A 22,615-nucleotide genomic window follows, 5' to 3' on the forward strand; every position below is an offset into this window, starting at 1 on the left:
CGTCCCGTTATTGAATCCTTTGGCCGCTGAGGTCGTCCCCAGGGAATACCGCGCCAGGGTTAATCCCAAATCAGTACTTCAATCGGGGTCGGGTTGTAGCCGTTACAGGGATTGTTCAGCTGTGGGCAGTTGGAAATCAGCATCACGGTATCCATGCAGGCGGTCAGTTCCACGTATTTTCCCGGTGCTGAAATGCCGTCGGCGAAGGTCAACCCGCCTTCTGCAGTGACCGGCACATTCATGAAGAAATTGATGTTGTGAGTGATGTCCTGTTTGGCCAGATGGAATTCCGGGTGGGCGTTGATTGCCAACATCCAGCTATCCCGGCAGGCATGCATGCAACGCTTTTCCAGATCGTAGCGGACCGTGTTGCTTTCGGTGGCACAGGCGCCGCCAAGGGTGTCATGTCGACCGCAGGTATCGGCTACGATTTCCAGTAATGGGTTCATGCGGTTGGTCATCAGCACGGTGCCCGCCGTCAGGTACACATTGCCCTGTTCGCGAAGGGTGTCCATGGCGCTGTAGCGCTCGGCCGGGTCTGCGGCACTGTAGAACAGCGTATCGGCAGCCTGGTTTCCCTCAAGGTCCAGCAGTCGGACGGTTTGCCCTGCTTTCACGGTGCGAATGAAATAATCACCCGCCGCAACGGTTTCGCGAAAGCTGGCCTGTTCCGGTTGTCGTGAACTTTCTTTGATCATGTTTCGTTCCTTGTCAGGTGCCGCGAATTACAAACCGAGGTGATACAGGCGGTTGTTTTCGAAGGCTCTGCCATTTTCCGGGCGGAAATTTTTGCAGTAGTCATCGTCGCTGACTGGATCGGCTTTCAGCATGTCGATCTGCACCGGCTTCATGGGATAGTCTGTTGCCGGGTTGAGCGGGTGTGGGCAGGTGTGCAGGATCACCAGCGTATCCATTTCAAACCGCAGGGTGACGCTGGCTCCGGGGCTGGCTGCTTCAGGATCAAACTGCAAACTGCCGTCATCGGCGGCGGCCACTTTTGAAAAAAGATTCAAATTGGCTGCCATGTCGCGCTCGGTCAGGCCGTACTTGGCCAGCTCGGTGAGGAAGCTGTGTTCACCGCTCAGGGTCCATTGATTGTGATGGTCCTGGTAGGAGCGCACCGGGTACTTCTGCTGTAAGGTTTTTTCGCTGAGGGTGCCGCAGACGGTTTCATGCCAACCGAAATCATCCTCAACAATAGAAGCGAACACCCGACCCATATCGGAATACAGGCAGTTGCCCCGTGTCAGTTTGAAAGTGTGTTGGCCCTTGAGGGTATCCGGTGCGTTGTAGCGTTCCAGCAGGGCTTCCGGGTTGTACATCAGTACGGCCAGATTGGCGCCGCCTTGCAGATCGGTGAAGCGCAGCTGCATGCCGCGACGCACCCGCAGCGACCAGTGGGCGCTGCCGGGCAGGGTGGTGGTGTAAAGGCTGTCGCTCATGATGAATTCCTTGGCCTTTCAGAGGGTGTCGTTAAGCACGCGACTGGTGCGGGTCACGCGCTGGTTGATGCTGGTCAGGGTGCCGTTCTCACAATCGCCTACCGGCAGGTCATAAGTCACACGGGCGCCATAGGCCCCGGGGGCTTGCGGATCCAGCCGGGGTTTGTCGAAGACCCACAGGCGGGTGCCCAGATAAAACCCTTCGGTGATGTCATGGGTGATCATGAATACCGTGAGGCGCTGGGATTTCCACAGGGACAGCACCAGCTTGTGCATGTCGGCACGAATACCCGGATCCAGTGCGCCAAAAGGTTCGTCCAGCAGCAGGATGCGTGGACGCTTGATCAGTGCCTGGGCCAGCGCCAGACGTTGCTGCATGCCCCCGGACAATTCATGAGGGTACTTGTCGGCAGCCGGGCCGAGTCCCACGGACTCGAGCATCTCCAGGGCATCCTTGCGTAGCTGTTTGCGTTTTTTCCCTACGCTGATACCGAACCAGCGACTGCTTTCCAGCTCGCCTCCCAGCATCACGTTTTCCACTGCGGTCAGATGGTTGAGCACGGAGTAACGCTGGAACACGATGCCCCGGCTGGCGTCAGGTTCGGCCGGGAGGGGCTGGCCATCCAACAGCAGTTCGCCGCGGGTGGCGTCTTCGGTGCCGAGCAAGAGTTTGAGGAAGGTGGTCTTGCCACAGCCGGAGGCGCCGACAATGGTAATAAACTCGCCCTCCTCGACAGTGGCGTTAAGACGTTCCAGAACTACCTGATCGCCGTATTCCTTCCACAGGTTTTTCATTTCGATAATCGCCATGGGTCTCGCTCCTTAGTGCCCTTTCTGGTGGAACCAGGGGTAGCGCCATTGCGAATAGCGGCTGAGTAAAAAGTCGATGACAAACGCCAGAAAAGTGATCCACACCACGTAAGGCAAGATCACATCCATGGCCAGATACCGGCGAACCAGAAAAATCCGGTAGCCAAGCCCTTCCGTCGCGGCGATGGCTTCTGCGGCAATCAGGAACAGCCATGCCGGGCCCAGTGACAGGCGCACCGCACTGATCAGTCGCGGCATCAGTTGGGGCCACACCAGTCGGGTGATGATCTGCCAGGTATTGGCGCCCAGCGTTTGCATCTTGATGATTTGTTCGGCGGGAATTTCCCGTGCTCGCTGTTGCAGGTCCCGGATCATGAAGGGGGTAATCCCGATAATGATCAGCATGACCTTGGCCAGTTCGCCCAGACCGAAAATAATGAACAACACCGGCAGGATCGCCATGGGTGGGACCAGCGAGAGGCCGGTTACCAGTGGCGAAAAGGTGGAACGCACCAGCGGAATAGTGCCATTGCCAATACCAACCACCACCGCTACCAGGGCACTAATGGCAACACCGATGCCGAGCCGTTGCAGGCTGGCGAGCGTATCGGCCCAAAGCAGATATTCACCACTGCGTTTGCTGGGTTCGAATGCCATACGGTCGATGGCCTGAACAAAACTGTCCAGTGCGGGCAGCAGCTTGTCGTTGGGGTTCTCCGCCAGGCGTGCATCAGACGCCACCATGTAGGCGATCATCAGCAGCAGGAATGGCAGTAGCCCCAACGCCCAGCTCAAGGCGTTGCCGGGTCGGCGGTTGATCAGTTTCTTCATGATGAATCCCGGTGTGGTTTAACAGCCAGTTAGACGTCAGACGCCCGGCTTCAGACGTCTGACGTTTTTCTCTTACAGCGTTCCGTCGGCCGCCATGGCCATGTAGTCCGGGATGAAACGCAGCTGGATGTTGCTGTCGCTACCGAATACCCCGGCCGGGGTTTCGATGCCCACAAAACCCGCATCCGGTGCGCCTTCGCCGAGCAGGCCGTGCTCAAACGAGAACTCCGCGACTTTCTGCATGGTGTCTTTCAGCTCAGCACTGTTGACGAAGGCGACGGCCTCGCTGGGCTGATAGAACATGCGGGTGGAGGCCAGTTGCGCCTCATAGCCGGCCAGGTCGGTGCCAGAGGCTTTGGCCATGAAGGTACGGGCGGCCTTGCCTGCCTCGTTGTCGGCGGACATGGTGGCCATGATTTCGTACCAGGCACCGGTCAGTGCCTTGCCGAAGTCCGGGTTGGCGTTGAGGGTGTCGGTGTTGACTACCATCAGGTCGATGATTTCACCGGGAATCTCCGACGAGTCGAACACCTTGTGACTGTCAGGCATGGCCGTGATTTCGCTGAGCAGCGGGTTCCAGGTAGCGACCGCTGTGACATCGTCCGTGGTGAAGGCAGAAACCATATCGGCGTCTGAGGTGTTCACCACCGTCAGGTCTTTCTCGCTCAGGCCAACCGTATCGAGGGCACGGGCCAGCAGGTAATGGGAAACGGACAGCTCTACCAGGTTCACGTTCTGGCCCTTGATATCGGCCAGCTCGTCGGTGCCTTTCAGTACCACACCGTCGTTGCCGTTGGAGAAGTCCCCCACGATCAGGGCGGTGGAATCCACGCCGCCGGCAGCCGGAATGGTGAGGGCGTCCATGTTGGTCATGGCGCAGCCGTCATAGGCTCCGGCGGTGTACTGGTTGATGGATTCCACGTAGTCATTGATCTGCACCACGTCGATCTCGATGTCGTACTTGTCAGCCCATTTGTCGACGATTTTCTGCTGGGCACCGAAGTCCCAGGGCATCCAGCCCACATAGATGGACCAGCAAATGCTGAAGGAGTCTTTGGCCATGGCACTGGCCGGGGTCAGGACGGCAAACAGGGAAAGTGCTGCGGCGGCAGCGGTGTTGCGTACGGAACGGGTCATTTCAGACCTCCTTGGCTACGGACGGAGAGGAATCCAATGACACTGCTGTCATCGTGCTCTCCCGGGCTTTTGTCCCGCCGTGTAACCTTCTGCCAAGTCAGTCTGTGAAGGTCGCCAGCTCTCGGACCAGGCATCACCCTGAAGCAGGTGACCGGAACCCTAGCTGTCTATTGGTGCAAATTGTATTGAGTGCGTGATGGCAGCGTGGCCATTCGATTCCTCGACGGAATGTGGTGCAAGTGGGGTGCCAACCTTTTCATTGCCAAGGAATTCAGCGGGTTAGCTGTTGGGGCCTGGTGGGGGTGTCAGGTTTGAGGGGAAGGCGCGATTTAAAATGGGGCATTCGGGTTGGCGATGCCCCGTGTTGGTGCTTTATTCCGGAGTGGCGGCAAGGAAGTTCATCAGGGCCTCCCAGCTGGCCTGGTCGGCATGGGCGTCATAGCCCACCGGCATGTCAAAGCGTTCTGCTACTGCGTCGGCGCCGGGGTTGGTAAAGCTGTGCTTCACGCCGGGAAAACTGAGCAGTTGCAGGTCGACGCCCGCGGCGGTCATCTCGGAGACAAAACCACTGACCTGCTCGGCAGGCACCATGGGATCGGCCTGACCGGTGGCCACCAGCACCCGGGCTTTGACCTCGCCGGCCTTGGCGGGCTGTTCTGTGCCGAGGCTGCCGTGGAAACTGGCGACACCCGCCAGGTCTGTGCCCCTGCGCGCCTGATGCAGAACCACCCCTCCGCCAAAACAGTAGCCAATGGCATACAGCCGTGCCGGATCGACCTGCTGTTGTTTAAGCATCAGGGTGCGGGCGGCCTGGAAACGTTGGTTCATCTTTTCAGGGTCCGCCATGGCGGCTTCCATGAAGGCCTTGGCGTCTTTGGGGTGGGTGGCCACCTTGCCGGTGCCATACATGTCGATGGCCAACGCAGCATAGCCCTGTTTGGCGAGCATGCGGGCACGGGCACGGGCGTAGTCGTTCAGCCCCCACCATTCGTGGATAACGATCACGCCTGCGGAGGGGTTTTTCTGTTTGTCGTTCAGGTACATCACCCCGGTGCCCAGATTGTCGGGGAGGGTGATTTGCGTTTCGATGATGTCCGCCTGCACGGTTTGCCCCAAGACCAATAGCACGAACCACAGCCCTAGCCGTTTCATTGCCTGTCCTCTTTAAAGATTAACAAAGTGGTTGAATCAGTTTTCCTGCCATACCCAGCGCAGGGGTTCGCCAAAATCATCGTAGACCAGCTTGCGACGTGGCCGGGGGGCCAGACGCTGGCGTTTTGGCTTGTGTTTTCTCGCTTCCTTGCGTGAATCAATGGTGGCTGCAACCTGGGTCAGGTCGGTGCGACGAGGCTCTTTGGGGCCGTTGAACAGCACCGTCTGGTGGCCCTTGCCGCTGATGGGGTCGGCACCACTGACGCCGGAGGCGACCTCCTGAATGGATCCACCTTCTGCCAGGAATCGTTGCATATCGCGTTCCAGGCGATGACGCTGTATTTCCTTGCTATTACGAACCTTCACGGGACTGATCCCAGGTTGTGAGTGGAATTATCCACCATATCAGGGTCCGCCGCAGGCGGCTACTGGCCCTCGGGTGGTTTGCCGAGTGCCTGGCGAATGGCGGTTTCCAGCTCTCCTCCGCGGGGTTGGGCAGAGGAGGGGAAGTGTGTGATGACGTCACCGTTGGCAGAAACCAGATACTTGTTGAAGTTCCAGCCCGGCGCTTGCGTGGCGGCATTGAGTACCTGGAACACGGCGTTGGCCTGATCGCCTCTCACCGAGCTGGTGGCGGCCATGGGGAAGGTGACACCGTAGTTGATGTAGCAAATGTCGGCGACGGCGGATTCGCTGCCCAGCTCCTGGTTAAAGTCGTTGGACGGAAAACCGACGATCACCAGGCCATCTTCCTTGTAGGCCTTGTAAAGGGCTTCCAGCCCTTTGAATTGCCCGGTGTAGCCACATTGGCTGGCGGTATTGACGACCAGTGTGGTGCGGTTGCGGGTCATTTCGCACAGATCAAGCTGCTTGTCCGAGTGCAGCTTGCGCACCGTGACATCCAGTGCCGCGGCGCAGCTTTGCTCCGCGTGGCTGGCGGGGCTAAGCAGAAACAGGCTGAACAGGGCGGGGATCCATCGCATCATCATTGATCGTCTCCATTCGGGATGCACTGAGCTTCGCGGAATTCCAGTAAAGATAGCGCGAAGAGTTTCACATTATCGTGGCTTCAGGGCTTCGCCGTCGAAGTGGACGTCTTTGAGGCTATGACGCATGAAGGTGCGAATGTTGGCATGGTCGTCGCCTTCCGGGTTGCTCAGCACATGGTCGCGGAAGAAATGCCCAAAGCAGGCCAGGGTCTGCTCGTCGTTCAGGTTGTGCAGCTTGGCGAACGCGAAGATCTTGCAGGAGCCCTCATTGGTCCCTGCTTCATTGATCACCATGTCGTCACCGCTGCCATTGGTGAAGCGGGTCGGGGTGTAGTCATAGTGCTCGTCAATGGCGGCCTGGACCTGCTCAAATGCCACCACTTCAGGCATCAGGTTCAGGGCAAACAGCAGGGTTTCGACGGAATTGCTCATGGGGATTCCTGTTCCGGTTCAAAACGCAGAAGGGTAGCGCTATCCCCGGAACAGGGGAAGGCCGGCGGCGCTTTATTGGCCGGCGGCAGGGGCTGCAGGCAGGTTGCGGGCGCCCAGCGGATTACAGTTTTTCAGTACCACCCGGCCCTGCAGCATGTTGCCGCGGGAATACTCACGGAAGATGCATTCGTTGGTGGCAGGGTCGTAGTCCTCGATCCACAGGTTGTCATCTTTCCAGGTGGCATTGAGGTGGTAGTGTTCCTCAGGGATGGTGATGCTCATGGTGCCGCCAAAGCGCTTGACGAACACTTGCTGGAGCCAGAAATAGTAGGCGAGGGTGGAGACCAGCCAGATGATCACGGCGATGATGATGGCCGGCTTCCACTTGCCGGCGCGAGCGCCGATACCGACCAGGGCGGCGATGACCAGAGCGGCGACAAGAAACCAGTAGAGATACGTAATCATTTTTCATCCTTGTTGTCTGTAACGTCTCTGGCATCATAGCAATGATTTCGCGGGCAGATGTAAAAGCATGCAACAGTGGTGGGTGTATATGGTGCGTTGTGCCGACCAGTCCCTGTACACGGGGATCTGTACCGAACCCGCTCGCCGTTTCCATGAGCACAACCATAGCCCGAAAGGGGCTCGCTACACGCGGGTGCGACGTCCTGTGGTGCCGGTACTGCTGGTACCCGGCGGGGATCGCTCGTCGGCCTCGCAGCTGGAGGCGAGACTCAAACGGCTGAATCGGGCTGGCAAAGACCGCTTGCTGGCCGCGTTGCGTGAGGAGAAGCGTCGTGCCCCGCTGTCGATCTGGTTGGACGATGCCTGAATTCAACATGAATGGAGAACACAGTAATGACCTTGTGGCGTAGTGTGGTGCTGGTAATGCTGGCGGGTTGGTTGAGTGGCTGCGGGATCAACAATATCCCCACCTATGATGAGCAAGTAAAAGCGGCCTGGAGCCAGGTGGAAAACCAGTACCAGCGTCGTGCCGATCTGATTCCCAATCTGGTGAACACGGTCAAGGGCTATGCCAGTCATGAGCAGGAAGTGCTGGTGGATGTGACCCAGGCGCGGGCCAAGGTGGGGTCTATTCAGGTGGATGGCAACCTGCTGGACAACCCGGAAAAACTGCAGCAGTTTGAGCAGGCGCAACGCCAGCTTGGCTCTGCCTTGCAGCGCCTGATGGTGGTAGCCGAGCGTTATCCGGATCTGAAAGCCAACCAGAACTTCCTGGCGTTGCAGTCGCAGCTGGAGGGCACCGAGAACCGCATCAGTGTGGCTCGCCGGGACTATATTGCGGCGGTTCAGCAGTACAACACCGAGATTCGTACTTTCCCGGGCCGGCTGTGGCACAGCTTCCTGTACAGCGACATGGACATCCGCGAGACCTATGAGGCGACCTCGGAAGGGGCCGACCAGGCACCGGCGGTCAGCTTCGACTGATGCGCGTTTTCCTGCTTCTCAGTCTGCTGTTGGCGTCCCCCCTGTGGGCGGCGCCGACGTTCCCCGAGCTTAGCGGCCGTGTGGTCGATGAGGCAGGCCTGTTAACCCCGGCCCAGACGCAGAGCCTGACCCAGGCGCTGGCGGGGGCCGAGCAGAATACCTCGAATCAGGTGGTGGTGGTCACCCTGTCGGATCTGCAGGGCTATGACATCGCCGACTACGGTTATCAGCTGGGCCGTCACTGGGGCATCGGCAGCAAGGATAACGATAACGGTGTTCTGCTGATTGTGGCTCCCAACGACCGCAAGGTGCGTATCGAGGTGGGCTATGGCCTGGAAGGTTCGCTCACCGATGCGCTGGCCAGCGTGATCATCCAGCAGGAAATTCTGCCCGCCTTTCGTCAGGGGCAGTTTTATGGCGGCATCCAGGCTGGTGTCACGGCGATTCTGGCTGCCATCAAGGGTGAGTATGCCGGCACCCGGCAGCCACGACAGAAAGTGTCCGGGCTCAAGGCGCTGGGCATCCTGGCAGTGATGATCGTGTTGACCTTCCTGCTCTCCTTCGGGGGCGGTGGCGGCCGGGGTGGTCGCCGCGGTGGCTTCATGTTCCTGCCCATGCCCATGGGGGGAGGAGGTTTCGGCGGTGGTGGTTTTGGTGGCGGCGGCTTCGGCGGCGGCGGTGGTGGTTTCGGTGGCGGTGGCGCCTCCGGTGGCTGGTAAGGGAGACAGGTAGTGTTACTGGATAAAGCCGCCCAGGCGGCATTGGCCGAGGCCATCAACGAACAGGAAAAACGCACCGATGCCGAGCTGGTCACCGTGTTGGCCACGCAGGCAGATGATTACCGTTATGTCACTTTGTTGTGGGCGGCGCTGCTGTCTCTGCTGGTCCCTGCGGCGCTGCTGTTTTTGCCACACTGGCTGACTGCCTTTGAGGCGCTGCTGCTGCAATGGGGTATGCTGCTGGTGCTGGCGGTGCTGTTCCGCTGGAAGCCCCTGCAGTTCCGTTTGGTGCCGCGTCGCCTGCAGCATTTGCGGGCTGCCAGCCTGGCGCGCAACGCGTTTTTGCAACAGGGGTTGCATCGTACCCGGGATGCCACCGGCGTGCTGATTTTCGTCAGCGAAGCCGAACATTATGTGGAAATCCTGGCGGACCAGGGGATTGCCCAGCATGTCGGTGATGACGAATGGCAGGCGATAGTGGATACCTTCATTTCCCGGGTCAAAGCCGGGCAGACGGCACAGGGCTTTCAGGAAACGGTAACGGCCTGCGTTGACAAGCTGGCTGCCCATGTACCCGCAACCCGCCAGAAGAACGAGCTGCCCAATCATCTCGTCATTCTCTAGACCATGATTCTTCAGGAGTCGGTCCGGGCGTCAGTGCCGTCCCGGCCACGGCTTCCCGGTCACTGCAATATCTGGAATATGAGAAAACGGGATAATTGCGTCTTTTCCTGAATTCGGGTAACAACAATAGGGTCTGTTAAGGAACACGAATAACGATAACCGCCTTCCCGCCCTCTGTGGTGGATGCGGCGGACGTCATCTCAAAGCAGCCAGGCTGTCGCTTTGAAGGCGCAAGGAGAGAGACGATGAAACTGTTCCGCGAAAAAAGCGGCGCCACTAGTGCGCCAACGCCTCCGGTATTGATTACCGAATCCACCGATATTGAACGCCTAAAGCACATTGCACGAAATACTGCTGCATTCGATCTGGGTGTGCAGTCTGTGGAGTGGGAGCGGGAAACGGGTGGTGCTGCGGATTGCCTGAGACTGCGGCTCAGCGACGACTACTATTTCGTTATCCGGCCCTGAGACTGCGGGTAACCCACGTTCGTCGTCAACGGCGAGCAGAAGGGAGTAAGAGCCTCCCCTCTGGCCGCTTGTCCGGTTCAGGCGTTAGCCCTGGCTCCGCTCGCGTTACCTTTACCGCCCTCGCTTTTGTCGTGCCTGAGCTCATAAACTCATGGACACATGTCGGTACCGTTGGTTTTGATAGTACCCGTGATCGTGTAGGTGCTGACGATATAGCAGCGGGCGATATTGGCGGTATTACCGGTGCCTGAAAGATGGTTAATCGTGACGCCCCCGGCAAGCAGATAGGTATGGATATCTGTGGTTAGAATGGTCCCCGAAAGGAACAGGGTGTTGTCGGAAAAGTCGATATAGCTGTTGTTGTCGGTAAAGGCGAGCGCCTGCCCCGTGCTGCCATTGGCCACGACCGTGGCGTTGTTGTTGCGGATGGAAATATGGTGGCTGTTCTTTATCAGAAAGAGCGCAGCGGTGCTGGCAGACACCTGTGAGTGCAACACATTGTCGTGGATCTGAACATCGGACACGTTATCCATTTGGGCGATCAAAGCGGAGCCGCTTCGGCTGATGCTCGCCTGGACGCCCACCAGGCTGCTGTTGTTGGCCATCTCAAAAAAACGGTTGGCGCCACCGCTGCCATTATCGCCTTCGCCGGTAATGCTGGCGGATGGTGTCGTGAGGTTGACGATTTTCCCCGAGGGGGTTTTGGCCAACAGGGTCGATTTCCCCAGAATGTCCTGACCATCCAGCAGTACCGCGACCTGATTGATGTCGGTGTAGTCCCCATTGAGAATGACGGCCGTGTTGGCCCCGGCGGCATTAATCGCGGTGGCCAAATCTGTGCCATTACTGATGCTGGTGCTGTCTAGCACCGTAATGTGTTTGCCTTCGGCTGTTTCGGTGATGTGCTCTGTTCGACCGTAGGCCCCGGCCTGGCTGACCACATCCACATCACGGATCACCGGGTCGGTCATTCTGCGTTCCATGGGCGTTGGCTGCCTGTTGCCGCGTTCTGGCCCACCGAGGGGGATGCTCAGGCGAACCAGCCCAAACGTCTGGCTGCCACGGGGATCATCGTGCTGGTGCTCCAGCCCCAGGGATAACCGCGCCCCTTGCCCTAAAAACGGAACGTCATTGAAATTCATGTCCAGCCGGGTGCGCGGCCCCGCTATCGTTTCTGCCTTGCTGTCAGTGAAACGATAGCCACCTGCGTATAGCCGTAGTTGGTGGGCGGCATCGCGCTTGAATAGCGGGAGTCGCCAGCCTATCTCTGCATCGAAGCCACTCATGCTGCGTTCTTCACCGGCACGATAGGTGAAACCGGTACCAGTGAATTGCGTGACGCTGGCGCTGTCCGCTTCGTGCTCGGTGGTGCCGACAGGAATATAGCCATTGGCCCGGACGTCCCAGTTCAGGGACAGGGCTTCCACGCCGAATGTGGCCTGGTTGAAGTGGTTGTCGCCGGGAGTTCTGCGACGGTCGAAATAGCCGTAGCCACCCAGGTTCCAGCCCGTGTCCAGCATGTGCCGCAGGCCCAGGCCCGCATTGCCTTCGAGGCTGTCCTGATTATCGAAGCGTCCACGCAGATTGGCGAACAGGAGGGTGTCGTTGTTCTGCCATACAGGAAAGAACAGATCGGCTTCGCCGAGACTGCGATCGGTGCCGGGTTTGCCTTCCACCCCGATTCTGGGACTCCATTTGTTCTGTGTGACGGGCGTTTGCGCGCTGGCAGTCGTTGTGAGGGTGAGCACAGTGGCAGGCAGGATACAGATCAGAAACCGATTCATTCTTTCCCCCAGCATCAGACACGCGGATTGCTCTCAAAGGATTGCGTGTGCGATGGCGTTATTGTTGGGCAGGCGGCGGCTGCGCAGATGTTGCCCGGTGGACTTTGCCAAGCTCAAGGCGAAGACCAATTCCTAACGAGGTTTGGCCAAGGCCGAAAGACTTGAAGATTGTTGGCTGCCAGACCACGCCAGACACCCGTCTTTGACGGACTTGTCCTGAAACCGGGATTGGCATCCATTGGGGGGAAGGAAAAACATACAACAGCACTGTGACAGGTGTCCAGTTCGCACCGTGCTGCTGTCCTGTATTTACAGCGCGACAAGCTGAGGGGGAGGAAGGGGCCCATGCAGCAGTGGCCAGAGAAGGCGGGATCGCTACTCGCCCAGCCACTTATACATCACCAGCGCATCCACATACCCCTGTGTTGGATGAAGGAATGCGCTGGGCAAAGTGCCGACGGTGTCGAAGCCGAGCTTGTTCCAGAGTCTTACAGCGCCTTGGTTGCTGGACGCTACAAAATTGAATTGCATGGCTTTATACCCTAGCTGTCGTGCAAGGGTTTGCGAATGCTCACACATGGCAGTGGCAAGTCCTTTTCCTCTTGCAGCGGAAGACACCATATAGCCGCAATTACAGACATGCTGACCCGGTCCTGCTTGATTGGTCTTGATGTAATAAGTGCCCAGAATTCTCCCATCGTCCTCGAACACGAAGGTCTTGCGTGGTGCCGCCAGCCAAAGCTCCCGGGCCTCGTCTTTGGTGATGTCTCGAGGGTACGCGTAGGTCTCTCCCGCTGCGGCGATCTCGCAGAAAATGGGCCAGATGTCATCAAAATCTTCCGCAGAAGCTTCTCGGATGCGCATGAGTACTCTATTAGGTTTGGACTGGCGGATGGCCGTGACAGGGGGCGGTTCAAGCACAAGTAAAACAAAAAGGGCTGGAGATCACTCTCCAGCCCTTTTTCATCGTTTGGTAGCAAGGGGCGGACTTGAACCGCCGACCCCAGCATTATGAGTGCTGTGCTCTAACCAGCTGAGCTACCTTGCCATTCGAGGCCGCGAATTCTCCGTGAGGCAGGTGCGGGTGTCAAGCCTTCCCGGTGGCGGCTGCACAATGTTTAGACAGTTGCTGGCAAGCGGGAGGAAATTCTGCCATAGTGGCACTTTAAACGATAATGATTCTTGTTTATTATCCGTTAAATACTTGACCAAAACGGTCGGGATTATTAGTCTCTTTCGTTAAATACACGCAAAAAAGGTGTGGATATGCGTCTAACCACAAAAGGCCGCTATGCCGTGACCGCCATGCTGGATCTGTCATTGCACGCTGCCGCCGGCCCGGTGTCACTGGCGGACATTTCCGAGCGTCAGGGTATATCCATTTCTTACCTGGAGCAGTTGTTTGCCAAGCTGCGCCGCAATGGATTGGTCAGCAGTGTGCGCGGTCCCGGTGGCGGCTATCAGCTGAGCCGCTCCAGTGAGGATATTGATGTGGCTGCCGTTATTGCTGCGGTGGACGAGTCCGTGGATGCGACCCGTTGCGGTGGCAACGGTGATTGCCAGGAAGGCGATACCTGTTTGACCCACCACCTCTGGTGCGATCTGTCAGACCAGATCCAGGCTTTCCTGACCGGTATTTCACTGGGTGAGCTGGTGGCTCGCCAGGAAGTGCGGCAGATTTCCATGCGTCAGGATCGACAGCAGCAGCGCTTGCCCGTCAGTAGTCTATAATTCGCGCCTCACAGCCAACCATTCCTTGTAGTCAGCCATGAGCCAAGCCGTTTATCTGGACTACGCGGCAACCACCCCGGTCGATCCGGCGGTGGTTGACGTGATGGTCCGCCATCTTGGTCCCGAGGGGACTTTTGCCAATCCCGCGTCTCGAAGTCACCTGTACGGTTGGCTGGCAGAAGAGGCTGTGGAAAACGCCCGCCGCCAGGTCGCCGATCTTCTTAATGCCGACCCCCGTGAGGTGGTGTGGACCAGTGGTGCCACTGAGGCCAATAACCTGGCCATCAAGGGGGTGATCGATGCCCGTGGTGGTGGCCATGTGATTACCTCTGCTACCGAACACAAGGCGGTTCTCGACGCCTGCCGGTGGCTGGAGCAGCAGGGGCACCCGGTGAGCTACCTCAAGCCGTCCAGCGACGGCCAGGTGTCGGTCGATGCGGTGCGTGAGGCGATGCGCGAAGACACGGTGCTGGTGTCGGTGATGCATGCCAACAACGAGACCGGGGTGATCAACGATGTCGCGGCAATAGGCGCGCTGTGCCGGGAGAAGGGGGTGTTGTTCCATACCGATGCCGCCCAAACTGTTGGCAAGTTGCCCTTGGATGTCCGCGCATTGCCGGTGGATCTGGTGTCTGTGTGTGCGCACAAGATTTATGGTCCCAAGGGTATTGGCGCCCTCTATGTGCGCCGCTCTCCTGACGTTAGGGTGATGGCCCAGATCCACGGTGGTGGCCATGAGCGCGGCATGCGTTCTGGCACCCTGGCGACTCATCAGATTGTGGGTATGGGCGAGGCGTTTGCGTTGGCTGGCCGTTTGATGACGGAAGAGGGGCCACGCATTGCTGCATTGCGTGACCAGCTGTGGGAGGGTATTGCTGGATTGCCGGGCCTCAGCATCAACGGTGCCGGAGCGCCGCGTCTGCCTGGCCATCTGAATGTGGCCTTTGCGGGTGTGGATGGCGAAATGTTGATGACCGCCCTGAATCAGGTGGCGGTGTCTTCTGGCTCGGCGTGTACCTCGGCATCTCTGGAGCCTTCCTATGTTCTCAAGGCGATGGGCATTGCGGATGCCTTGGCCCATGGTTCCATCCGCTTTTCAGTCGGGCGTTTTACCACAGAAGAGGATATCCAGCGGGCCGTGGCCAATGTGCTGGAGGCAGTGGGGCGCCTGCGGCAGGTGGCGTAAGCGACCTGCCATCACACAATGTGACCCTGATTGTCACCCCTGCGTGACGGGGGTCTCTTTTCCAGGCTGGGCGGTGTGATTGTCGGGCCGAATGGTAGCCATTTGGGTATGCGTTTTGCTGGATATAGGTATTAACCGGCAAACAGGGTGGCTGTCATGCACGGGGCTATCGTATCCAATTTCAAGCGTTACCTGGACGAGTTTCTCGGGGAAGGGACCTGGGGAGAGGTGATCAACGACGCAGGGCTAAAAGGGAAAACCTATCTTCCTGTTGCGCTGTACCCCGATGGTGAAATGGAGGCGTTGTTGGCGGCAGCGGAAAGGGCAACCGGGCTGCGCCGTGATGATCTGTTGGCAGACTTCGGGGAATGGGTTATCGCCCCCATGATGCAAATGTATCAGGCGGCCATTCCTGCCGGCGCCAATGCCATCGATTTTCTGCTCAATCTTCAGCAAACCCACGAACGTATCGTGCACATGAAAGACCCTTCCGCCAGTGCGCCGGCCATTGTGGTCAATCGCTGTGGTAGCGATCTGGTGGAAATTCGTTATGCCTCGCAGCGCAATATGGGGGCGATGGTGCCCGGGGCGGTGAAGGGCGTGGCGGCCTGGTTTGAGGAGGAAGCCGCATTGCTGGCCTGTGAACCTGGGGACGGGGAGGAAGTACGCTTCGTGTTCCAGTTCAGCGAGGCGCACTCCAGCGCCCGCCAGGCGGTATAAACGTTAACGTTCAATCCACCCCGGAGAGGATTTAGCCGTCAAGTTGCTCGGCCTGATGACGGATCTTGGCCACCATGGCGCGCAGGCCGTTGCCACGGGTGGGGCTGAGATGACTAAGCAGGTCGATGCGGTCGAAGAAGCCGTCCATGTCGTATTGCTGAATGGCCTTGGGGGCTTGACGGTTGAGCGCCGAGAGCACAATGGCGGCCAGGCCTTTCACGATCAGCGCATCGGAATCGACCGCCAGATACAGCTTGCCGGCGTCGCTGTCGTAGTCGGTTTCCAGCCACACCTGGCTTTGGCAGCCGCGCACAAAACGGTCTTCAGTTTTTAGTTCGTCGGGCAGGCCGGGAAGTTGCTTGCCCAGGTCAATGATATAGCGGTAACGCTCTTCCCAGTCGTCAAGAAATTCCAGATCTTCGGCAATGTCGTCAGCGGTGATATCACTGCCGAGGGTGATGCTGCGGATATCAAAAGACACGTTGTTGAGCTCCGTGGTCTGACGCCGTTAGTCCGGCGTCTGGCGCAAGAATGAGAAGGGGGCGCCAGGCTTTCTTCAAAAAATGCCCAGTTCCAGTTGGGCTTCTTCGCTGATCATGTCGCGGCTCCAGGGGGGATCAAATACCAGGGCCACTTCCACCTTGTCCACATTGGGGACCTTGCCAAGACGGTCTTCCACGTCCCCGACCAGTACGGGGCCCATACCACAGTTGGGTGCGGTGAGGGTCATGCGGATTTGTACCACGTTCTGGCCATCCCGCTGGATCACATCGCAGCCGTAGACCAGCCCCAGTTCCTTGATGCTGACCGGAATCTCCGGGTCGAAGATGGTTTGCAGGGTATTGTCCAGGTCGTCCTGACGCACGCTGCCGTCTTCGTTGGCGGGCGCAAAATTCAGCTCCAGCGGTTCCTGGCCGATAGCATCGGCATCGGTGCCATCAATGCGGGCCATGTTGCCGTTGATGGTCACGGTATAGGTGCCGCCCAACGCCTGGCGCAGGTTGACGAAGCTGTTTTTGGGGATGGTAATGCGGGTGCCATCCGGGACTTTGCGGGCCGGGACATCACGTTGAACGATGACCGTGCGTTGTTCCTGTGACTTGTTTGTTTCAAACAAGGGTCAGACCTCGTCGACAGTAAAGCTTTCGCCGCAGCCACATTCGCCGGTGGCATTGGGATTGCGAAACTTGAACAGGCTGTTGACGCCCTCGGTGACGTAGTCGATGACGAGGCCATTGAGCATGGGCAGCCACTTTTCCGGCACGTACAGGTTGACCCCGTCAATCTGGAAGAGTGTGTCGCCGTCTTTGGCGTCTTCAACGAAGTCCAGCACATACATGAAACCGGAGCAGCCGGACTCATCCAGATCCAGACGGATGCCGGCGGCATTGGCGCGGGCGATTTCACGCAGCGCCTGTTTGTTGGCAGCGTCGGTCAGGTGGAGCGTGATCTGACCGGGGGTAAAGGTCTGAACCGTCATGGGTGTTACCTACCTTGCGTAATGCATGGTTGAGCTTCCGTAGGAGCGTCGCTGGCGGCGCGATAAACTGCGCTTGCTGATCGCGCCGCCAGCGACGCTCCTACAGTGAAGGTGGGTGCCAGGGTTAGAGAAAGGTTTTCACCTTCTCAAGCGCCGCAAACAGGCGGTCCACCTCATCAAGCGTATTATAGATCGAGAACGAGGCTCGAACAGTGCCGGGAATCCCGAGGCTGTCCATCAGCGGCATGGTGCAGTGGTGCCCGGTACGGACGGCGACGCCTTGTTTGTCCAGCAGCATGCCCACATCAGCCGGGTGACCACCGTCCAGCAGGAACGACAGCACACTCACTTTACTGGCGGCGGTACCAATGATTTTCAAGCCATCAAAGGCGTTTGCCTGCTCGGTGGCGTAGGCCAGCAAAGCGTTTTCGTGGGCTTCCAGTGCGGCACGGTCCTGGCCGTTGAGCCAGTTGATCGCTGCGCCCAGCCCGATAGCGCCAGCAATATTCGGGGTGCCGGCCTCGAATTTGTAGGGTAGCTGATTCCAGGTGCTTTTCTCGAAGGTGACCACTTCGATCATCTCGCCGCCGGTCTGGTAGGGCGGCATGGCGTCCAGCAGCTCGCGGCGGCCGTACAGCACGCCAATGCCGGTGGGGCCAAACAGCTTGTGACCGGAGAAGGCGTAGAAATCGGCCCCCAGATCTTGCACATCGACCGGGAAGTGGGCCACTGCCTGGGCGCCATCTACCAGGGTGATGGCGCCTGCGGCTTTTGCCTTGGCTACCATGTGTTTCACCGGGTTCAGCGTGCCCAGTGCATTGCTGGCATGGCCGATGGCCACGATTTTGGTCTTGTCGCTGAGCAGTGAATCAAAGGCGTCCAGATCCAGGCTGCAGTCGTCGTGTAGCGGGATCACCTTGAGGGTGGCGCCTGTGGCCAGGCAGGCCTGCTGCCAGGGCACAATGTTGGCGTGGTGTTCGCTGGTGCTGATCAGCACTTCGTCACCGGGCTGTAGCTGCTCGCGGGCCACACACTGGGCAACGATGTTGATGGACTCGGTGGTGCCTTTGGTCCAGAGGATCTCTTCGCGACTGGCGTTAAGGAAATTCGCCACGGTCTGGCGCGCACCTTCGAACTGGCCGGTGGCCTCGTCACTCAGGTAATGGGCGCCCCGGTGCACATTGGAGTTCACCCCGCGATAGTAGTTCTGCAGGGCGTCGAGCACCGCCACCGGCTTCTGGGTGGTGGCGCCATTGTCCAGATAGACCAGCGGTTTGCCGTTGACCTGCTGGTCCAGAATCGGGAACTGGGCGCGCAGGGCGTGGATATCCAGTGCCTTGGCGGTCACGCGGCATCAGCTCCCGCCGGGCTGGCCTGGGTCAGCTCGGCTTCCAGCCACGGGGTGGCCCACTCGGCCACTTTTTCGTGGGGCAGGGCCATCAACAGTTCGTTGACGAAACCCAGGCTCAGCATGCGCTTGGCTTCGGCAGCGGCGATGCCCCGGGATTGCAGGTAGAACTGCTGCATGGCATCGAGCTGGCCGACGGTGGTGCCGTGGGCACATTTCACATCGTCGTTGTAGATTTCCAGCTCCGGCTTGGTGTTAATTTCCGCCCCGGCGTTGAGTAGCAGGTTCTTGTTGGACAGTTCGGCGTTGGTGCCGCTGGCACCCGGATGAATATGGATGCGACCGTTGAATACGGCCTTGCCGCTTTCACCTGCCAGACCTTTGAAGTTCTGGTCGGACTCGCAGTTGGGCACGGCGTGTTCCACGCACATCTGGTTGTCCACGTGGCCCTTGTTGCGGACCACGAAGATGCCCTTCATGTTCAGCTCGGCACCACTCTTGTTCACCAGTGCGTGCACGTCGTTGCGGCGCAGACGGTTACCGGTCATCAGCTGATAGCTGTCCACGGTGCTGACGCCCTGCTGATCAATGACCAGGGTGCCGATGTGCAGGGTGGAAGCATGCTCACCCTGAAGGCGGTAATGGGTCAGTTTGGCATTGTCAGCCGTGATCAGGGCGGTCACGGCATTGGTCAGTGCCTGACCCTCGGCGTGGTAGTGCTCGATAACGGTGGCTTCGGCACCGGTGTTGAGCTTGACGATCACGCGGGGGTTGCAGTGTGCCGGCGCATCGCTGGCGGACTGGATCTGCACATGGATGGGCTGCGCAACGCGGGTGTTGGCGGCGACTTCCAGGACCACGGCGCGTGCCACTGCACTGTTGTACAGGGCAAACGGGGTTTCCAGGCCGTTCACCTCGGGGCTTTCGTGATGCAGGCTGACACCGTCGGGCAGGGTGCTGCCGGTCAGGGCGCCATTGGTAATGGAGACCACGCACTCACTCAGCGCCGGTAGCGGCTGGGCAATGTCGCCAGCGGCGACGCCATTAAGGTGGCCATCGGCCAGTGCTTGCAGCGAGGTGTATTTCCAGCGTTCGGATTTGCGCTGCGGGAAGCTGGCGCCTTCGAGGGCATCCAGCACCACACCTTCGCTGCCGTTGCGACGGGCGTTTGCCAGCGCCTGGGTTTTCAGTTCCAGCGCCAGTTCATTGGCGGAGACGGTCATGCGGACTCCTCTTCTCCGGTGAGCCAGCCATAGCCTTTCTGTTCCAGTTCCAGGGCCAGTTCCTTGCCACCGGACTTGATGATCTGGCCGTTGTACAGCACGTGTACGAAGTCCGGGACGATGTAGTCCAGCAGGCGCTGATAGTGGGTAACCAGCACGATGCCGCGTTCCGGGCTGCGCAGGGAGTTGACGCCTTTGGCGACCACCTGCAGCGCGTCGATGTCGAGGCCGGAGTCGGTCTCGTCAAGCAGCGCCAGCTTGGGCTCCATCAGCATCATCTGCATGATTTCGTTGCGTTTCTTTTCGCCGCCGGAAAAGCCTTCGTTAACCCCTCGCTTGAGGAAGCTGGCGTCCAGGTTGACCTGTTTGCAAGCGGCACGAGCCTGGCGAAGCAGGGTCACGGAGTCCCACTCTTCCTTGCCCTGGGCGCCACGCACGGATTCCAGGGCGGCCTTGAGGAATTCCATATTGGAGACCCCGGGGATCTCGACCGGGTATTGGAAGGCCAGGAACAGACCGGCCTGGGCGCGTTCTTCCGGCTCCATCTCCGCCAGGCTGTTGCCTTCGAACAGGGCTTCGCCACCGGTGATCTCGTAATTGTCACGGCCTGACAGCACATTGGCGAGGGTAGACTTGCCGGAGCCATTGGGGCCCATGATGGCGTGGACCTCGCCCGGATTAACGGTCAGGTTCAGGCCTTTAAGAATCGGCTTGTCCGCCACGGAGGCGTGCAGATCACGAATTTCCAGCATGTTTCGATGCGCCTTTCGGTTGGGCCGGGTTTCCCGGCTCCGGGTTGATTCAGGGTTCTGTGGGAGCTTGCCTGCAGACGATTTGGCCTTGGCCAATGCAGTTTCGCTTACAGGCAAGCTCCTACGGCGTATTAGTGTCGGGGCTTAGCCCACTGCGCCTTCCAGGCTGACTTCAAGCAGCTTGCCGGCTTCTACCGCAAACTCCATGGGCAGTTCCTTGAAGACTTCCTTGCAGAAGCCATTCACGATCATGGAGACTGCTTTTTCCGGGTCGATACCGCGTTGGCGACACAGGAACATCTGGTCATCACTCACCTTGGAGGTGGTGGCCTCGTGTTCGATGGTGGCCGTGGGGTTTTTCGACTCGATATAGGGGAAGGTGTGTGCGCCACACTGATCGCCCAGCAGCAAGGAATCGCACTGGGTGAAGTTGCGGGCGTTGTCTGCACGGGGGCTGATGCGCACCAGGCCCCGGTAGGCGTTCTGGCTGCGCGAGGCAGAGATGCCCTTGGAGATGATGGTGCTCTTGGTGTTCTTGCCCAGGTGGATCATTTTGGTGCCGGTGTCCGCCTGCTGCATGTGGCGGGTCAGGGCCACGGAGTAGAACTCGCCGATGCTGTTGTCGCCACGCAGGATAACGGAAGGGTACTTCCAGGTGATGGCAGAGCCGGTTTCCACCTGGGTCCAGCTGATCTTGCTGTTGTCGTGGGCCACACCGCGCTTGGTCACGAAGTTGTAGATGCCGCCCTTGCCATTTTCATCGCCGGGGTACCAGTTCTGCACAGTGGAGTATTTGATCTCGGCACCGGGCAGGGCAACCAGTTCCACTACGGCTGCGTGCAGCTGGTTTTCGTCTCGCTGGGGGGCGGTGCAGCCTTCCAGGTAGCTCACATAGCTGCCTTCGTCGGCAATGATCAGCGTACGTTCGAACTGGCCGGTGTTGGCTTCGTTGATGCGGAAGTAGGTAGACAGCTCCATGGGGCAGCGTACGCCTTTGGGGATGTACACAAAGGAGCCGTCGGAGAACACCGCACTGTTCAGGGCAGCATAGAAATTGTCGCCCTGGGGAACCACAGAGCCCAAATACTTCTTCACCAGCTCCGGGTGTTCCTTGATAGCTTCGGAAATGGAGCAAAAGATCACCCCGGCCTCGGCCAGCTTCTCTTTGAAGGTGGTGAATACCGAGGAGGAATCGAATACCACGTCCACAGCAACCCCGGCCAGCATTTCCTGCTCATGCAGAGGAATGCCAAGTTTTTCATAAGTGGCAAGCAGCTCAGGATCCACTTCGTCCAGGCTCTTCGGGGCGTCATCCAGGCTTTTCGGCTTGGAGTAGTAGGACACCTCGTTGAAATCGATGGGCGGGTGCTTCAGGTGTGCCCAGCTCGGGGAGGGCATTTCCTGCCATTTGCGGTAGCTGTCCAGCCGCCATTCCAGCATCCATTCCGGCTCGCCTTTCTTGGCAGACAGAAAGCGGATGACATCCTCGCTCAGGCCCGGGGGCAGGGTCTCGGTGTCCACCTGGGTGGTGAAACCGGCCTCGTAATTGGAGCGAATCAGCTTGTCCAGTTCGGCTTGGCTCATAGATCAGCGCCTGCGGTCCAGAAGTGTAAGTGAATACCAGAGTAATTTAGTCGGGTATTATACGCCTTTCGCGGGCGCTGTCGAATGGAGGCGGGGCTGAAAGGCCGTGGCCCGGTGACGGCGGGGCGGTGCGTGTCCGACGGGCGGCAACGGTATCATAATTCGCCCTGCTTGCGTATAATCCGCCGGTTCCAGGGGGTTGCTGCGTGGGCTGCTTTGCCAGTCTGCCGATCACCCCTGTCATTGCCCCGGGGAGCCGTTTGGGTTTCCGAGGACCATTTAACGCAAATCTGGAGTGAACAGACTGATGGCTGTTGAGCGCACCCTCTCTATCATCAAGCCTGATGCCGTGGCCAAGAACGTAATCGGCGACATCGTTGCCCGTTTCGAAAAGGCTGACCTGAAAGTGGTTGCCATGAAAATGGTACACCTGAGCGACGAGCAGGCGGGCGGTTTCTACGCCGAGCACAAGGAGCGCCCGTTCTTCAAGGATCTGGTGTCCTTCATGACCAGCGGCCCTGTGGTTGTTCAGGTTCTGGAAGGCGAAGACGCTGTAACCAAGAATCGTGACCTGATGGGCGCTACCAACCCGGCAGACGCTGCGGCTGGAACCATTCGCGCTGATTTCGCTCAGACCATTGACGAGAACGCGGTACACGGCTCTGACTCTACCGAGTCTGCCGCCCGTGAAGTGGCCTACTTCTTCTCCGACGAAGAACTGTGCCCGCGCACCCGCTAATTTCAGCGGTGTAGCT

Annotated in this window: 28 protein-coding genes, 1 tRNA gene and 1 riboswitch; of the genes, 9 read left to right on the plus strand and 20 right to left on the minus strand. The window is 58.9% G+C overall.

Annotation, left to right across the window (positions count from 1 at the left end; all coding sequences use genetic code 11):
* Window positions 1-59: 59 nt before the first annotated feature.
* The 10 genes from Q672_RS33385 to Q672_RS33430 all read right to left on the minus strand — a co-directional run bounded on the left by Q672_RS33385 (window position 60) and on the right by Q672_RS33430 (window position 7,258).
* Entirely contained in the window at window positions 60-698 is a 639-nt protein-coding gene (locus Q672_RS33385) for an urea amidolyase associated protein UAAP2 (protein WP_022986906.1), read from the minus strand.
* A 27-nt stretch (window positions 699-725) separates the two neighbouring features.
* Window positions 726-1,442, minus strand: coding sequence for an urea amidolyase associated protein UAAP1 (locus Q672_RS33390; protein WP_022986907.1), 717 nt, complete (start codon window positions 1,440-1,442; stop codon window positions 726-728).
* An 18-nt stretch (window positions 1,443-1,460) separates the two neighbouring features.
* Window positions 1,461-2,252: an ABC transporter ATP-binding protein gene (locus Q672_RS33395; RefSeq protein WP_022986908.1), complete on the minus strand. Its 792-nt coding sequence runs from the start codon at window positions 2,250-2,252 to the stop codon at window positions 1,461-1,463.
* A 12-nt stretch (window positions 2,253-2,264) separates the two neighbouring features.
* Entirely contained in the window at window positions 2,265-3,083 is an 819-nt protein-coding gene (locus Q672_RS33400) for an ABC transporter permease (RefSeq protein ID WP_022986909.1), read from the minus strand.
* A gap of 72 nt (window positions 3,084-3,155) precedes the next feature.
* Window positions 3,156-4,220, minus strand: coding sequence for a putative urea ABC transporter substrate-binding protein (locus tag Q672_RS33405; protein ID WP_022986910.1), 1,065 nt, complete (start codon window positions 4,218-4,220; stop codon window positions 3,156-3,158).
* Window positions 4,221-4,276: 56 nt separating this feature from the next.
* Window positions 4,277-4,394: riboswitch (guanidine-I (ykkC/yxkD leader) on the minus strand.
* Between the two features lie 198 nt (window positions 4,395-4,592).
* Window positions 4,593-5,372: a dienelactone hydrolase family protein gene (locus Q672_RS33410; RefSeq protein WP_022986911.1), complete on the minus strand. Its 780-nt coding sequence runs from the start codon at window positions 5,370-5,372 to the stop codon at window positions 4,593-4,595.
* Between the two features lie 36 nt (window positions 5,373-5,408).
* The gene (locus Q672_RS33415; protein ID WP_031227189.1) at window positions 5,409-5,738 is read right to left on the minus strand and encodes a hypothetical protein; all 330 of its coding nucleotides are present in this window, start codon (window positions 5,736-5,738) and stop codon (window positions 5,409-5,411) included.
* A 59-nt stretch (window positions 5,739-5,797) separates the two neighbouring features.
* Window positions 5,798-6,361, minus strand: a complete 564-nt coding sequence (locus Q672_RS33420) for a glutathione peroxidase (protein ID WP_022986913.1) — start codon at window positions 6,359-6,361, stop codon at window positions 5,798-5,800.
* Window positions 6,362-6,430: 69 nt separating this feature from the next.
* Window positions 6,431-6,793, minus strand: a complete 363-nt coding sequence (locus tag Q672_RS33425; protein ID WP_022986914.1) for a HopJ type III effector protein — start codon at window positions 6,791-6,793, stop codon at window positions 6,431-6,433.
* Between the two features lie 72 nt (window positions 6,794-6,865).
* Window positions 6,866-7,258, minus strand: a complete 393-nt coding sequence (locus Q672_RS33430) for a hypothetical protein (RefSeq protein ID WP_022986915.1) — start codon at window positions 7,256-7,258, stop codon at window positions 6,866-6,868.
* A 67-nt stretch (window positions 7,259-7,325) separates the two neighbouring features.
* On the opposite strand from Q672_RS33430, the gene Q672_RS33435 reads away from it, so the two are divergent.
* The 5 genes from Q672_RS33435 (at window position 7,326) to Q672_RS33455 (ending at window position 10,052) form a co-directional block, all read left to right on the plus strand.
* Window positions 7,326-7,625, plus strand: coding sequence for a GIY-YIG nuclease family protein (locus tag Q672_RS33435; RefSeq protein WP_022986916.1), 300 nt, complete (start codon window positions 7,326-7,328; stop codon window positions 7,623-7,625).
* A gap of 26 nt (window positions 7,626-7,651) precedes the next feature.
* Window positions 7,652-8,242 carry a LemA family protein gene (locus Q672_RS33440; RefSeq protein WP_022986917.1) on the plus strand — a complete coding sequence of 197 codons (591 nt, stop codon included), beginning with the start codon at window positions 7,652-7,654 and terminating at the stop codon, window positions 8,240-8,242.
* Window positions 8,242-8,961 carry a TPM domain-containing protein gene (locus tag Q672_RS33445; protein WP_022986918.1) on the plus strand — a complete coding sequence of 240 codons (720 nt, stop codon included), beginning with the start codon at window positions 8,242-8,244 and terminating at the stop codon, window positions 8,959-8,961. Before Q672_RS33440 ends, Q672_RS33445 begins: the two co-directional genes overlap by 1 nt.
* 12 nt (window positions 8,962-8,973) lie before the next feature.
* Window positions 8,974-9,585 carry a TPM domain-containing protein gene (locus Q672_RS33450; protein ID WP_022986919.1) on the plus strand — a complete coding sequence of 204 codons (612 nt, stop codon included), beginning with the start codon at window positions 8,974-8,976 and terminating at the stop codon, window positions 9,583-9,585.
* 245 nt (window positions 9,586-9,830) lie between these two features.
* Window positions 9,831-10,052, plus strand: a complete 222-nt coding sequence (locus Q672_RS33455; protein ID WP_022986920.1) for a hypothetical protein — start codon at window positions 9,831-9,833, stop codon at window positions 10,050-10,052.
* A gap of 149 nt (window positions 10,053-10,201) precedes the next feature.
* Here Q672_RS33455 and Q672_RS33460 read toward each other — a convergent pair whose 3' ends face one another.
* The 3 genes from Q672_RS33460 to Q672_RS33470 form a co-directional block, all read right to left on the minus strand.
* The gene (locus tag Q672_RS33460; protein ID WP_022986921.1) at window positions 10,202-11,836 is read right to left on the minus strand and encodes an inverse autotransporter beta domain-containing protein; all 1,635 of its coding nucleotides are present in this window, start codon (window positions 11,834-11,836) and stop codon (window positions 10,202-10,204) included.
* A 375-nt stretch (window positions 11,837-12,211) separates the two neighbouring features.
* A complete protein-coding gene (locus Q672_RS33465) occupies window positions 12,212-12,700 on the minus strand; it encodes a GNAT family N-acetyltransferase (protein ID WP_022986922.1) in 489 nt (162 codons plus the stop codon).
* 107 nt (window positions 12,701-12,807) lie between these two features.
* Window positions 12,808-12,884: transfer RNA gene (locus Q672_RS33470), tRNA-Met, on the minus strand.
* 218 nt (window positions 12,885-13,102) lie between these two features.
* Here Q672_RS33470 and iscR point away from each other — a divergent pair.
* From iscR to Q672_RS33485, 3 genes are all read left to right on the plus strand, one after another.
* The gene (iscR, locus tag Q672_RS33475) at window positions 13,103-13,567 is read left to right on the plus strand and encodes a Fe-S cluster assembly transcriptional regulator IscR (protein WP_022986923.1); all 465 of its coding nucleotides are present in this window, start codon (window positions 13,103-13,105) and stop codon (window positions 13,565-13,567) included.
* A 37-nt stretch (window positions 13,568-13,604) separates the two neighbouring features.
* Window positions 13,605-14,753, plus strand: a complete 1,149-nt coding sequence (locus Q672_RS33480) for an IscS subfamily cysteine desulfurase (RefSeq protein ID WP_022986924.1) — start codon at window positions 13,605-13,607, stop codon at window positions 14,751-14,753.
* A gap of 156 nt (window positions 14,754-14,909) precedes the next feature.
* Entirely contained in the window at window positions 14,910-15,473 is a 564-nt protein-coding gene (locus Q672_RS33485; protein ID WP_022986925.1) for a heme NO-binding domain-containing protein, read from the plus strand.
* Between the two features lie 31 nt (window positions 15,474-15,504).
* On the opposite strand, the gene Q672_RS33490 is transcribed toward Q672_RS33485, so the two are convergent.
* The 7 genes from Q672_RS33490 to sufB form a co-directional block, all read right to left on the minus strand.
* Window positions 15,505-15,954 carry a SufE family protein gene (locus Q672_RS33490; RefSeq protein ID WP_022986926.1) on the minus strand — a complete coding sequence of 150 codons (450 nt, stop codon included), beginning with the start codon at window positions 15,952-15,954 and terminating at the stop codon, window positions 15,505-15,507.
* A 75-nt stretch (window positions 15,955-16,029) separates the two neighbouring features.
* Window positions 16,030-16,590, minus strand: a complete 561-nt coding sequence (gene sufT, locus Q672_RS33495; RefSeq protein WP_022986927.1) for a putative Fe-S cluster assembly protein SufT — start codon at window positions 16,588-16,590, stop codon at window positions 16,030-16,032.
* A 3-nt stretch (window positions 16,591-16,593) separates the two neighbouring features.
* Window positions 16,594-16,953 (minus strand): HesB/IscA family protein, encoded by a 360-nt coding sequence (locus Q672_RS33500; protein ID WP_022986928.1) that lies wholly within the window; start codon window positions 16,951-16,953, stop codon window positions 16,594-16,596.
* A 124-nt stretch (window positions 16,954-17,077) separates the two neighbouring features.
* Entirely contained in the window at window positions 17,078-18,301 is a 1,224-nt protein-coding gene (locus tag Q672_RS33505; protein WP_022986929.1) for an aminotransferase class V-fold PLP-dependent enzyme, read from the minus strand.
* The gene (gene sufD / locus Q672_RS33510; protein WP_022986930.1) at window positions 18,298-19,524 is read right to left on the minus strand and encodes a Fe-S cluster assembly protein SufD; all 1,227 of its coding nucleotides are present in this window, start codon (window positions 19,522-19,524) and stop codon (window positions 18,298-18,300) included. The genes Q672_RS33505 and sufD overlap by 4 nt, the downstream gene beginning before the upstream one ends.
* The gene (gene sufC / locus Q672_RS33515; protein ID WP_022986931.1) at window positions 19,521-20,276 is read right to left on the minus strand and encodes a Fe-S cluster assembly ATPase SufC; all 756 of its coding nucleotides are present in this window, start codon (window positions 20,274-20,276) and stop codon (window positions 19,521-19,523) included. The genes sufD and sufC overlap by 4 nt, the downstream gene beginning before the upstream one ends.
* A gap of 144 nt (window positions 20,277-20,420) precedes the next feature.
* Complete coding sequence (gene sufB / locus Q672_RS33520; RefSeq protein ID WP_022986932.1) at window positions 20,421-21,860, minus strand: Fe-S cluster assembly protein SufB; 1,440 nt, start codon at window positions 21,858-21,860, stop codon at window positions 20,421-20,423.
* A 307-nt stretch (window positions 21,861-22,167) separates the two neighbouring features.
* Here sufB and ndk point away from each other — a divergent pair, with 307 nt between their 5' ends.
* Complete coding sequence (gene ndk / locus Q672_RS33525; RefSeq protein WP_022986933.1) at window positions 22,168-22,599, plus strand: nucleoside-diphosphate kinase; 432 nt, start codon at window positions 22,168-22,170, stop codon at window positions 22,597-22,599.
* Window positions 22,600-22,615 lie beyond the last annotated feature (16 nt).

Source organism: Alcanivorax sp. P2S70 (assembly GCF_000475295.1).
Taxonomy (GTDB): Bacteria; Pseudomonadota; Gammaproteobacteria; order Pseudomonadales; family Alcanivoracaceae; genus Alcanivorax; species Alcanivorax profundi.